Raw genomic sequence first — 12,596 nt, forward strand, 5'->3', positions numbered from 1 at the left:
GGAATATATGGGCAGCCTGGTTAGATCGGGCTGCCTTTTTTGTGCCGCGATAACACCCGCTAAGCCGATAGCCACACATTGACGACTACAAGTGTTTTTTTGAATGATTTAGAAGCATTTTTTTACAGAACAGGTAAAACCCCAACCCATGCGGGGCTTTTTACCTTAATGTAAATATCAGGGCCTTTTAGGCAATACCATAACCGGGATGGTTATATGGTGAGTTAGGTGGCTGCTTTGGCCGCGTTTAAAAAATGATGTCATTTGCTCTTTCGGGCGTTTGGCCACGGCCAGTAAGTCTGTATGTTTATTGGCTTTCAGCCACTCCCAGTCTTTTTGATGTTTGATATCGGGCACGTTGCGAAAGTATACGCCGCCACAATTCAGGTCGGTATAAAGTTTACAGATAAGCTCTTTTTCGGTGGTTTTTATATTATCGTCTGCCTGGTTACTATCCAGATGGGCAACCATCAATTCGGCATGGAAACCGTCCATCAGGTTACCAAGCTCGGCTATAGATAATATATCGCCGGCGTCCAATGTAGTGGCAAATGCCATTTTTTCAATATTGCGTATAGGTGCGTGTTCGGGTACCACCAAAACAGGAACGGTTGTCCAGTCTATTATCCTGCTGCACGCTTCGCTGATCATAAAAGACGCTAAATCATCAGTTCCAAGTGGTGCGGTAACAATCATAGCTGTTTCTGAATTGTTGATGATTTCGGTCATCACATCTACCATATCTGCACTGCCGGCATAAAACGATATCTGGGGCATATAAGATCCCGGAAAAACCCGTTTTATTAAATCAGACGCTAACGCTTCTGAAAATTCTGTGAGCCTGGTATCAATTACCGGTTCTTCGGGATATTCCTGTCCGCTTAACACCGGCTGGGCATATAATGCTGCCGGTGTTAGCTGCAAATTGTAAAGCCTTACGTTAACCTTCATCTTTTTTGCAATATGCAATGCATATTTAGCCGCATGGCCAGATTTTTCTGAAAAGTCGGTGAGTACTGCTATCGATTTCATGTAGGTCAATTTTTTAATTCAGGTACGGTTTTGCCGGTTGCTATAATTCTTTCCGCATAGGCAAACAACTTATTTTTTGTCGCCTTTAATGCAGCCATCGAGTCGGACAGGCCACCCGCCAGTGTACTGTACTTTTCAATAAACTGAAGCCCCATCGCTTCTTTTTCATTACCCACAAACGGTTTAAGAAATACGAGGAAGACCGGTATGTCGGATTTAAGATCATTGATGTTTTTTGCCTGCTTGAGTAATTCCTGTTCAAATTCTTCCTTTTTTACCACCATATCAGGCGTAAGTTTTGCGGTCTTATATTTATCAAGAATGTTGTTAAAAAAACGGATTTCATCTTCCATGAAACAAACGTCCTTCATCCAGTGGCTGGCTAAAATATATAGCTCCTGTATTTCGTCTTCTAAATCGTTATCAGGTGTTAACTTATTCATGGTGGTAATTTTTATGGAAAAAGGTGTTAAGATTTTGCAGGTATTACTAATAAAGGCAATGCAATGTACCCTGCGATTTTTTTAGTATGGCTGCCGGTAAATAGTGATGCCAGTAAACCGCGATGGTGGTGCACCATAGCCAGCATGTCAACGTTGCCGTAGTTGCATAACCAGTTAAGCCCGGTTTCGGTTAGTGCCGGTTTAATAATCAATGAAGTTGTTTTAGTATATCCTGCAATTTGTTTAACCTCCTGCTCTATCTCGGCCAGGTATATTTCTGCCTCGTCGGTATTTTCGCCTTCGTGGCAAACGTGTACCAGTTGCATGGTGGCATCCATTAAAGTTGCCAGCGGCTGGATGGCAGTAATGGTTGCAAAATCATCACCCTTATGTTTCATATCAAGCGCCACAGCAATGGTTTTAACAGGGCTAAACTTAAAGCCCGATGGTATTAGTAGCAGTGGGGTTGGCGTAGCATCAATCAGGTTACGCGCATGGTTGCCAAGCATCAGTCCGCTTAAGCCCCCGGCACCATGAGTTCCGGCAACTATTAATTCAACATGATCCTTGGCGGCCAATGATTTTATTACATCTGTGGCCGTACCTGGTTCGGCTTTAAAGTTAATGTTGGGTTTAAAATCGCCGGCTGCGTGCTGGGCTTCAAGGTCTTTTTTTAACTGCTTTAGTTCGGTTAATGCAGCTTCTTCAATAACATGGTACTCTTCCATAGGCCATACAATTACGCCGGCCTGGGGTATTTCGGCCGGGATTGTCATCGCCGTACATATTTCTATATCACTTTTTGTTTGCACGGCCAACTTATAACCAAAAATGGCGGCGTTTTTGGCGTTCTCTGAAAAATCGGTAGCAATCAATACTTTTTTCATGGCTTTAATTGTTTAATTATTTTGAGTAAAATTCAGGAAATGAGGTTGTTTAAAAAGTGATGCCCGTCACTTATTATTATGATATAGTATCGCATGGCCTAATAAATTCCAAGTATAAAAATGCTATGCATTGGTTCAATTTAATGCCCTGGGTGACCGCAATCACCTGTGTTTATGCCCGGTATCATTTATTATGAGGCTTAGTCAACAGATATTTGTTATTAATAATAGTTAGTCCCTTGGTTATGAACAAAATCTTGGTCCCTACAGATTTTTCTCCCTGCGCGGTAAATGCAAGCCATTATGCCTTGCAGCTGGCTACACGGTTGCGGGTTGGCGTACATATTTGTCACGCTATATTAATACCTGTTCAAACGCTGGCGGTCAATCCGGATACATGGGCAACCTCCGATTATTCGCACCTGGAAACTGCCACCATGGATGCCTTAAGCGTAACCGCCGGCGAAATGGAAAATGAGATGGCACATGAACTGGCTGCTAACGCCGGTAATTTTAAACCTCATGTTGATTATTCGTGCCACATGGGGTTGGTAGCTGATGTAGTTGATAGAATTGTTGATGAAAAGCGTTTATCGCTGGTTGTAATGGGGATGTCGGGTGCGGGCGAATTAAGCAGGCTGTTTATGGGGAGTAGCACCCGGTCGGTAATTGATCATGCTAAATTCCCTGTGCTGTTAGTACCGCCTAGTGTTAAATTTAAACCCGTAAAAAAAATAGCTTTTACTACCGATATGCTGACCGGAGATATTAATGTGTTAAATTCCGTGGCCGAAATAGCCAGGTATTTTAACGCCGAAATTTTGATTGCCCACATTACCAGTCCGGATAAGGACACCCGGTTGGATGATAAGCAGGTGACTGAATTTTTAAGCGAAGTAACCGGCAAAATTAATTACCCGAAAATATACTACAGAAATGTAAAAAGCGCCGACGTAGACCAGGGACTTGACTGGCTATGTAAACACGGGCAAATTGATATGATAGCTACCGTACACCGGCATCAAAATTTTATAGAGAGGATTTTTTCAGGTAGTTACACGCAGCAGCTGGCTAAACATGTTGAAATACCGTTATTGGTCTATCCGGCAATTGCTACAATAAAATAATATATTTTATCTGTCTTTGTTATCGTACAAGAAAACAGGCGAATTCCGGGTATAAGTAGCATCCGGGATTCGCCTGTTTAAGGATATCTTGTTTTAGGCACCGGCCGGTGATTGGTACAGCCTTGTTTGGCGCAACTCAAAAATATATTAGCTGACAGAATGGATAGGCGAAGCAGACAGTGGAGGTTGCCGGTTTTATTTTAATGATTTAAAATAGCTGAATATAAACCGAAGATATTTCAACCTAACTCATAACGCCGGTTAACGGTGCATTTGCCAGGATTTAAATATTCTTATTTAGCTCGTAAATCACTTATCCGCATTACATGCAGTATATCTATAAAAACGTTTTTAGGTTATTTTTAACCCTCGCTGTTTTGTTTGTTACCAATTTGCCCGGTATTGCCCAGATAAAACTGCAACAAAAAAATTATTCGCAAAAACTACTCTCCGGGTTTAAAATGCCGCCCGACTCTATCCAAACAAGTATATATTGGTATTGGATGTCGGATAATATCTCGAAACAGGGTGTTATCAAAGACCTCGAATCAATGAAGCGGGTAGGCATCAACCGGGCCTTCATTGGCAATATTGGTATCCCCGAAACTCCCTATGGCAAAGTGAAGTTATTCTCGGCCGAGTGGTGGGATATTATGCATACAGCGTTAAAAACCGCCACAAAACTCGGCATTGATATCGGGATTTTTAATGGCCCGGGATGGAGCCAGTCTGGCGGTCCATGGGTTAAGCCCGAGCAGGCCATGCGCTATCTTACATCATCGGTGAAACAGGTAAAAGGGCCCTTCTTTTTTAATGAGAAATTGAGCAAACCTACCGACCAGTTCCAGGATATTAAGCTATTAGCCTATCCTGCACCCCAGGATAATGATTTAACAATTAGTGATTTAAAGCCTGTAATTAGTGCTCAGCCTTCAGTGGGTAATATCACCAACATCATGGATGGTAATGAAAATACCGTTCTTGAACTTCCCGACAATAAAACGTTTACCGTTGATATAAAGGCCGGCACTTCATTTACCGTGCGTGGCCTAACTATTTACCCGGCTAAAACCGCCATGCGTTTTGAAGGCGACATCCAGGCCGATATCAATGGCAACTACCAAACCATTAAACATTTTGTGGTTGACAGGAGTAATAGCGAACTTAACGTGGGCTTCAGCCCCTACGGAGCAGCAGGCGTATCAATACCAGCCACTACGGCCAAAAACTTCAGAATTGTTTTTAATAACGAAAGCCAGCATAGTGCAATTGCCGAACTGAAATTATCCGCATCGCCGGTGGTTGAAAATTATATCGAGAAAACGCTGGCTAAAATGTTTCAGACACCTTTCCCTTACTGGAAAGAGTATCAATGGCCGGTGCAACCCGCCGTTGATGATGCACGTTACGTGATAGACCCGCAAAAAGTGATTGACATTTCAAAATATCTTGCGGCCGATGGTACTTTAAAATGGAACGTTCCGGCAGGTAACTGGGTAATTATGCGCAGTGGGATGACGCCTACCCAGGTAACCAATGGTCCCGCATCGCCGGAAGGCCGGGGTTTTGAAACCGACAAAATGAGCAAAAAACACATTGCCGAACATTTTAACGCCTTTCTGGGGGAGATACTGCGCCGGATACCGGCTGCCGACCGTAAGAGTTTTAAGGTAACTGTTGAAGATAGCTATGAAACCGGCGGCCAAAACTGGACAGATGGTTTAACAGATAAATTTAAATCATCATTTGGGTACGATCCAACTCCCTACATCCCGGTAATGAGCGGTAACGTGGTGGGCAGCCAGGATATGTCTGACAGGTTTTTATGGGATATGCGCCGGTTTATTGCCGACGAGGTTGCCTATCAATATGTTGCAGGTTTAAGGGATGTTAGTCACAAAAACGGCCTTACTACCTGGCTGGAAAATTATGGCCACTGGGGGTTTCCTGGCGAGTTTTTGCAGTATGGTGGCCAGTCGGACGAGGTAGGTGGTGAGTTTTGGAGTGAGGGCGACCTGGGAAATATCGAAAACAGGGCCGCATCGTCATGCGCGCATATTTATGGAAAAAATAAAGTATCGGCCGAATCATTTACCTGTGGTGGCGGCGCATATTCGCGCTACCCGGCTGTAATGAAACAGCGTGGCGACCGGTTTTTTACCGAAGGTATCAACAATACCTTACTCCATGTTTATATCGAGCAGCCCTATGAAGATAAGGTGCCCGGCGTTAACGCAGGTTTTTCCAACGAGTTTAACCGCCTTAACACCTGGTTTTACGATATGGATATGTTTACCCAATACCTTAAACGCTGTGGCTATATGTTACGCCAGGGTAAATACGTAGCTGATGTTGCCTACTTTATTGGCGAAGATGCACCTAAAATGACGGGCATCCGTGATCCTGAACTGCCCAAGGGTTATTCATTTGATTACATTAATGCCGAGATATTAAATGAACGTGCAACGGTGGTAAATGGTAAGCTGGTATTGCCCGGAGGTATGGCCTACAAAATTTTGGTGCTGCCTAAACTGGAAACCATGCGGCCGCAATTGCTCAAAAAAATAAAGGAACTGGTAGGGCAGGGGCTAACTATTTTAGGGCCGGCACCAAAACGGTCGCCTGGTTTACAAAACTATGGCCCGGCAGATGTCGAGGTTAAAAAAATAGCTGCCGAACTTTGGGGAGATATTGACGGGGAAAAAACAACAAAACATACCTATGGCAAAGGCTTGGTGATTAATGGGCTGGATATGCAGCAGGCGCTTGACCTGGTAAAGGTTATACCCGATTGTAAATTTAACAAAGCCGATGAAGCTTTGTTCATCCACCGCAAACTGGATAATGGCGATGTGTACTTTGTATCAAACCAAACCAATAAAGAAATTGATTTAAATGCTACCTTCAGGGTTCATGGAAAACAGCCCGAGCTATGGGACGCGGTAACCGGAACCGCCCGCGATTTGCCTTCATTTAAGCAAACAGGTAGCGTTACAGAGGTGCCACTTAAACTATCGGCCAATCAAAGTGCCTTCATTGTTTTTCGTAAAGACAGTAAAGCAGGTAACAAACCTAATGTTGATATTAACTTTCCCGAAGGAAAAAATGTGGTTAAATTAAATACGCCATGGACGGTTAAGTTTGACAGCAATAGATGGGGGCCTGCTAAACCGGTAGTTTTTGATAAACTTACCGACTGGACTGAAAGGGCCGAAGATAGTATCAAATATTTTTCGGGACATGCCGTATATCGTAACACCTTTAAAGCTTCTAAACCTGTAAATGGTCAGCATTTAATACTTAACCTGGGCGCTGTTACAGCAATGGCCAAGGTGAAGGTAAATGGGGTAGATGTAGGCGGCGTTTGGACAGCCCCCTATCAGGTGGATGTTACCAAAGCTATTAAACCAGGTGTAAATACCATTGACATAACAGTAGTAAATACATGGGTTAACCGCTTGATTGGCGATAGCAAGCTGCAGGCCGATCAAAGAAAAACATGGACTGTAGTAAACCCTTATAATGAAAATAGCAGGTTGCAACCATCGGGACTTACCGGGCCAGTAACTATAAGTACAATAGTTTATTGATAAGAAATTATTGCGGGGATAAAGGAAGGTTTGATATTTAAAATCAAACTTTTATTACAGGCTTGATTTTATTAAAGTGATAAGGTTTAGGCTTATAAATAGCTATCGGGTTGTTTATTCAACATGGCCCTTTAGTTTCTTTATGGTGCTAAATTAGTATTAAACCCCAGGCCCTGCAATACTGAAAAAGGGGTATATTATATGGCGCGGAATTTGTTTATGGCCTCCACTTTGTTTTGTACCTGCAGCTTGGTGTATGTATTGCGTATGTGCTTTTTAACGGTACCTGTGCTAATATCAAGTTTGTCGGCTATTTCTTTGTATTGAAGCCCCCGTGCCAGGTGGTTGAGTACTTCTACCTCCCGTTCCGTCAGGTTTTCGGTAGCCACTGCCGGTTTTGGTGGGGCATCATTAAATGAAGCAATTACCTTACGCGATATATAGGCACTCATCGGCGATCCGCCCGCCGCTATTTCTGTAATGGCGTTCCTGATCTCGCTGGCCGATGATTCTTTCAGGATGTAGCCGGTGGCACCGCTTTTAAGCGATTCAAAAATGTGGGTATTATCGTCGTTTATCGTACACATCAAAAATTCAGCCTGGGGCATCAGGGGTTTTGCCTGCCTAATGAATTCAATACCCGACATCCCCTCCAGGTTTATATCAACAATAAAGATATCCGGCTTAAGTTCGGTTATCTTTTTTAATACAATTTCGGCATTGGTGTATGACCCCATCAGGCTTACGCCGCTCATATCATGAATAATTTGTTCCAGCCCCCGCCGGTAATGTAAATTATCCTCTAACAAAATTATCTGGAGCATGCTTGTGGTAAATGTAAAACGCTAATATCCTAAAATTATCCTTGTTTAAAATACCTATTATGGCCACCACTTATAGATTTAGCTTAAGGCTGATGGAGGTGCCTTTGCCAGGTGCTGTGTCAATTTTCAAATCGGCATTTAATCTTTTTGCGCGCGCATAAATGTTACGTATGCCCATAGTTTCGTGCTTACGAACATCGGGCACAAAGCCTTTGCCATCATCCCGGATGTTGATATGCAACCGGTCTTTGTAAAGGCTAATTGCCAGGAACGCGTTTTGGGCGTTCGAGTGTTTAATAATGTTGTTTAAGGCTTCTTTCACCAGCAGGTATACTTGTCGTCGTTTTTCGCCGCTAATGGCTATGGTGCTTTCACCAACTGAAATATTTTCATGGAGTTGAATGTCGCATAAATCAAATATTTTAGTGGTTTGCTTCTGGATAAAATTTACCAGGCTGCTTACTTCATCGTTTTCAACGTCGAGGCTCCAGATAATTAATCTCACCTGGGTAGATATGTCGGTAATAGCGTCATGAATGGCATCTATTTCCTTGAAGACCGGTTGGTCGGTCACCTTCCGGCTCAGCATTTCGGTTTGTAGCTTAATACCCGATATACTTGCCCCCAAATCATCATGTACCTCGCTGCTAATGCGCTGGCGTTCGCGTTGCAGGGCAAGCGCATTTTCATAGTCCTTTTTTTGTAATCCGATGATAGACAGGTAGTATTTTCGTACCAGCAAAAAAGCCAAAACGATAATGCCTATTACGGCTATGGCCTGTAACCAAAGCTGCTGGTACCATAGCGGCATTACGGTAAATTGAAACATAAGTGGCTTGCTTAATTGGTTAAACCTATCGGCAACCACCGCTTCTAATTCATATTGGCCAGGCGGCAGCAGGTCAAACCGTTTTTCGCCCGATGGAGCCGTACTCCAATTTTTATCAATGTCCTTAAGCCTGAACCTGTATTGTATTTTACCCATGCTTTTGTACGATAGGGCAACACAATTAAACACAGCCGGCTGGCCATACGTAAAGTTTTTTTGTTTTCCCGGTATACCATCATCAATCAGTATTGGCCTTGGCAGGTTGGTATGCCATAAATTTTGAGTAACAGCAATTCCCTGATCGGTAGCTATATAATAATCGCTTCCGTAGCGGACTACATCCGCAACATTATCTGATGGCAACCCATTGCTGGTATTTAACTGGCTTACCCGGTAGGTTTTGTAATTATTGCTAAAATTAATGATACTTACACCATTGGCTGTGCATGCCCATAGGGTATTGGCATCCGTCCATACAAGTTTGCGGATGTTGCCGGATGAAATAATAGGGGTGTTAAACTGCTTAACGCCCTTATCTGCTGACAGAAATAACCCTTTATCTTCGGTGCCGATAGCGCATGCCTGTCCGTTAGATGCCAGGCATTTTACGGCATTTATTCCTTTTTCGGCCAGTATCCGTACATATTTGAAATGGTTGGGGTTAAGGGGGGGGGCAATTTTATATAAACCGAAGAGAGAACCTACAAGCAGGTTATCTTTATGCCAGACTAATGATGTTAGCCGGATAGGGGAAAACATGTACCCGTAACGGCCTTGTAACGTTGCAATAGTTTGAGAGCTCAGGAAATAAATGGTATCACGCGGTTGTATAATGCCTTTTATCGGGCCACCGGTATAAAACTCCGGGCGCCACGATGACGGATTGTCGTTTGATACGTTCAACCCGAAAAGGCCATTATCGGTACCTATCAAGAGTTTATTGCCGGCAATTGGAAGCAAGCTGGTTACACGGTTAAAATCCGACCGGTTTTGCTGTAAATAAAGTGTGCCTATTGAGGGATTTTGATTAGTCCCCAGTTTCATATAGCTCAACCCTGTTAAAATATGCCCCGCAAAAAGGTAACCACCAGCTATACCCAGCTTCAAAACGCTTTCATTTTCCAGGCCGCTTTCCTTGTTTATGATTTTTACTTCGGGATCGGTACTTAAAAAGAAACCAGCGTCATAAGTGCCAAACCATAAATTATTTTCGCGGTCAATAAGCGTAGATGTGGTAATATGATTATTAAGATAGTTTTTCCGCTCGCCTGTAATGTAGTTAATAATATACGTGCCCTGCTTTACCGTTGTAACAGCAAATGTATTTTCACCGGTAACGTAAACCGATGTTACATTACCGGTGAAATTGATTTTATTGATGGGGATGATCCCGCTTTTTTGATATTGATAAACATGTACCCAATCTTTAGTTATCAACAATAAATGATTTTGTAGTATGGCCAACCTATAAGGTTTGGTATTGATTTTGGCTGTTGTGCCGTTTAAATGCGCAGCGCCAAGCTCATTTTTGAGTATGGTAAGATCGTGTTCAGAAAGGATAATTTCTTCTCCGCCAGTACCATAAATACAACTATCCGTTTGTTGGCCCGAATGTTTTTGGGATTTCAGTTCCGCAAAACGGTAAACTTTGGTATTGAGCTCGTAATTTACACAAAGTTCATTGTAACGGTTAAAAAACATGTTGGCAAATGGCTGCACCAAAACCCGCTGAGTTGGCGTAAGTTTGTGTATAAGCCCGTTTTCATAGTAACAAACCCGGTAGTTATTGCAATAAAAAAAAATCCGGTGATAATTATCTTCGGCTATCCGGAAAGATTCATTGCTTTCAAGCCCATCGGCGGTTGTGAAGTTTTTAAAGTGCTGCCCGTCAAACCTGCTTACACCCTTATCTGTGGCTATCCAGATAAAGCCCTTGCTATCCTGCATCAGGTAGTTAACCTGCGATCCGGGCAGGCCATCGCTTGCGCTATAATTTTTTAAGTAAACTACCTGGTATGGCGTACTGGCATATGCGCCCGGGATTAAAAATTGAATTAATAGTAAAAGTTTTAGAAATGGACTTTTTAGAGGCATTTTTATTATTTGTGGCAACTTAACATTGCAGTCTTTTTTTAATAATCATACAATTATTTAAGCAGCACGTTTTTTATAGTTGTATCAATTGATAAATATAAAAATAAATGGCCTGTAATCAATAACACTTGTTAATATTAAAAAAAACGTCTGTAAACATTCATTATATTGCCATCCCTTAATTATGATATCGCAATGAATAAATTGCCCGATTTGGAACTGAAAATTCAAGCCGAGATTGATAAAATACACGCTGTTGCCAACCTGCTGCCGGGTGTAACCATTATACACCGGATGCCCGATTTTAAATTGGAATACATGTGCCAAAATGGGTTAAACCAACTGGGTATAACTTTAGCCGAATTTAGAAGCTATTCTACCTCCGATTATACGGCAAAATACTTTAACCCCGAAGATGCAGATACTTATGTGCCGAAGGTGAAAGGTATGGTTGAAAGAAATACCGACGAGGATATTACATTTTTTCAGCAGGTAAAAATAAATGGTAATCCAGAATGGGTTTGGCATTTAAGTACCATGAAAATTTTAATGCGCGATGATGAAGGGCTCCCTTTACTGGTGATTAATATGGCTTTTAAGGTTGATCCTGTGCAGCACGTTACCGCCAAAGTGGAGCGAATGCTGGATGAAAATACGTTTCTGCGAAAAAACTTAAGCAAGTTCTCCAGCCTGTCTAAACGCGAGTGTGAAATTTTACGCCTGATGGTACTTGGTAAAAGTTCGCCCGAAATAGCCAACCAATTATTTATAGCCGTAGGTACGGTTGATACGCATCGCAAAAACATCAAGCATAAACTACAGGCAAACACATCTTTTGAACTATCGCAATACGCGCGGGCGTTTGATTTGGTTTGAGGGGTTGGAGGGCTTACATGTAGGCAAATCCACTATCGATACCTAAATAATTTGACTTTGACTTTTTGAGTTTGAAATCGAAAAGGATACAGCCATGACGGGGCTTAAAAGGTTTAAACAGCATAGCGCCAAGCTATGCTGTTTAAAGCAATAACACGGAGTTGAATGCCAGTTATTAAAATGAAAGTTTTACTAAAAAGTTCACACAGTATTTTTATGTCGCTCTTCTTGGCCGTTTGGCTTTTGGGGCGTCGCCCGCAACAGGTCTCTTATAATTACTGCTACTGCTGCCGTAGCTGCTGCCACCGCGGTTATTAGTGCTGTTATATCCTCCAAAGTTTCTTTTGGGTGGTGGCGGTTTTACCGCGTTTTCCTCGTTTATCTTTACGTTCAGTGTTCTGTCGCCCATAGGGGTGCCATCTAAGGCAATTACAGCGTTTTCGGCACCTTCCCGGTCCTTCATTTCTAAAAAGGCATAGCCTTTACAAATCCTCGTTTTTTTATCCCGTACTATCTTAATCGTACTCACTTCCCCATGCAGGTTAATTATTTTAACCAGGTCAAGTTCCGTCATGTCCAAAGGGAATCCCCCGACAAATAATTTCACCATTAGCTTTAATGCTTTATTTAGATTTAAAGTTACTCAATAACCAACGAATATCGGTTTCGTTTTATATTAATAGCTAAAATTCTGAATATTTTTTTTGATGAGCGCTGAGTATCCGAGTTTATCAAATCAGAAATTATTGGTTAACAGTAGGTTTGCCTGGTCCTCGCCCTCAAAATCGTTAAGTTAAAAATGTAAAAGCTTTATCGCACATGCGCTAAACTGGTCCGGAAAACCAAAGATTGGCTTTAAATTCCCGTTTATCCCCAAACAGCCGCGCTCATGTA

The 12,596-nt window shown here is 42.3% G+C and carries 9 protein-coding genes; 3 read left to right on the plus strand and 6 right to left on the minus strand.

Going from position 1 to position 12,596, the window contains the following annotated elements:
* Window positions 1–177 precede the first annotated feature (177 nt).
* Genes AC1DU2_RS10995 through AC1DU2_RS11005 form a run of 3 tightly spaced genes read right to left on the minus strand, consistent with a single transcriptional unit; the run spans window position 178 to window position 2,362 of the window.
* Window positions 178–1,032, minus strand: coding sequence for a universal stress protein (locus AC1DU2_RS10995; protein WP_477384340.1), 855 nt, complete (start codon window positions 1,030–1,032; stop codon window positions 178–180).
* A gap of 5 nt (window positions 1,033–1,037) precedes the next feature.
* Complete coding sequence (locus AC1DU2_RS11000) at window positions 1,038–1,475, minus strand: hypothetical protein (protein WP_477384342.1); 438 nt, start codon at window positions 1,473–1,475, stop codon at window positions 1,038–1,040.
* Window positions 1,476–1,501: 26 nt separating this feature from the next.
* Entirely contained in the window at window positions 1,502–2,362 is an 861-nt protein-coding gene (locus tag AC1DU2_RS11005) for a universal stress protein (protein WP_477384344.1), read from the minus strand.
* A 245-nt stretch (window positions 2,363–2,607) separates the two neighbouring features.
* Between AC1DU2_RS11005 and AC1DU2_RS11010 the strand changes: the two genes are divergently transcribed.
* The gene (locus tag AC1DU2_RS11010; protein WP_477384346.1) at window positions 2,608–3,489 is read left to right on the plus strand and encodes a universal stress protein; all 882 of its coding nucleotides are present in this window, start codon (window positions 2,608–2,610) and stop codon (window positions 3,487–3,489) included.
* A 326-nt stretch (window positions 3,490–3,815) separates the two neighbouring features.
* Window positions 3,816–7,079 (plus strand): glycosyl hydrolase, encoded by a 3,264-nt coding sequence (locus AC1DU2_RS11015; RefSeq protein ID WP_477384348.1) that lies wholly within the window; start codon window positions 3,816–3,818, stop codon window positions 7,077–7,079.
* Window positions 7,080–7,276: 197 nt separating this feature from the next.
* On the opposite strand, the gene AC1DU2_RS11020 is transcribed toward AC1DU2_RS11015, so the two are convergent.
* Both AC1DU2_RS11020 and AC1DU2_RS11025 read right to left on the minus strand, forming a co-directional pair.
* A complete protein-coding gene (locus AC1DU2_RS11020; RefSeq protein ID WP_477384350.1) occupies window positions 7,277–7,903 on the minus strand; it encodes a response regulator in 627 nt (208 codons plus the stop codon).
* Window positions 7,904–7,973: 70 nt separating this feature from the next.
* Window positions 7,974–10,826: a sensor histidine kinase gene (locus tag AC1DU2_RS11025; protein WP_477384352.1), complete on the minus strand. Its 2,853-nt coding sequence runs from the start codon at window positions 10,824–10,826 to the stop codon at window positions 7,974–7,976.
* A gap of 195 nt (window positions 10,827–11,021) precedes the next feature.
* Between AC1DU2_RS11025 and AC1DU2_RS11030 the strand changes: the two genes are divergently transcribed.
* On the plus strand, window positions 11,022–11,702 hold the full coding sequence (locus AC1DU2_RS11030; RefSeq protein ID WP_477384354.1) for a response regulator transcription factor: 681 nt from the start codon (window positions 11,022–11,024) through the stop codon (window positions 11,700–11,702).
* Window positions 11,703–11,916: 214 nt separating this feature from the next.
* Here AC1DU2_RS11030 and AC1DU2_RS11035 read toward each other — a convergent pair whose 3' ends face one another.
* Entirely contained in the window at window positions 11,917–12,312 is a 396-nt protein-coding gene (locus tag AC1DU2_RS11035) for an RNA recognition motif domain-containing protein (protein WP_477384356.1), read from the minus strand.
* Window positions 12,313–12,596: the final 284 nt, after the last annotated feature.

Source organism: Mucilaginibacter sp. P4_C11, from assembly GCF_056402115.1.

Bases quoted from the DNA above. Each gene is read 5' to 3' on its own strand.
- AC1DU2_RS10995 (WP_477384340.1), bottom strand. From the start codon at position 1,032: ATGAAATCGATAGCAGTACTCACCGACTTTTCAGAAAAATCTGGCCAT.
- AC1DU2_RS11000 (WP_477384342.1), bottom strand. From the start codon at position 1,475: ATGAATAAGTTAACACCTGATAACGATTTAGAAGACGAAATACAGGAG.
- AC1DU2_RS11005 (WP_477384344.1), bottom strand. From the start codon at position 2,362: ATGAAAAAAGTATTGATTGCTACCGATTTTTCAGAGAACGCCAAAAAC.
- AC1DU2_RS11010 (WP_477384346.1), top strand. From the start codon at position 2,608: ATGAACAAAATCTTGGTCCCTACAGATTTTTCTCCCTGCGCGGTAAAT.
- AC1DU2_RS11015 (WP_477384348.1), top strand. From the start codon at position 3,816: ATGCAGTATATCTATAAAAACGTTTTTAGGTTATTTTTAACCCTCGCT.
- AC1DU2_RS11020 (WP_477384350.1), bottom strand. From the start codon at position 7,903: ATGCTCCAGATAATTTTGTTAGAGGATAATTTACATTACCGGCGGGGG.
- AC1DU2_RS11025 (WP_477384352.1), bottom strand. From the start codon at position 10,826: ATGCCTCTAAAAAGTCCATTTCTAAAACTTTTACTATTAATTCAATTT.
- AC1DU2_RS11030 (WP_477384354.1), top strand. From the start codon at position 11,022: ATGAATAAATTGCCCGATTTGGAACTGAAAATTCAAGCCGAGATTGAT.
- AC1DU2_RS11035 (WP_477384356.1), bottom strand. From the start codon at position 12,312: ATGGTGAAATTATTTGTCGGGGGATTCCCTTTGGACATGACGGAACTT.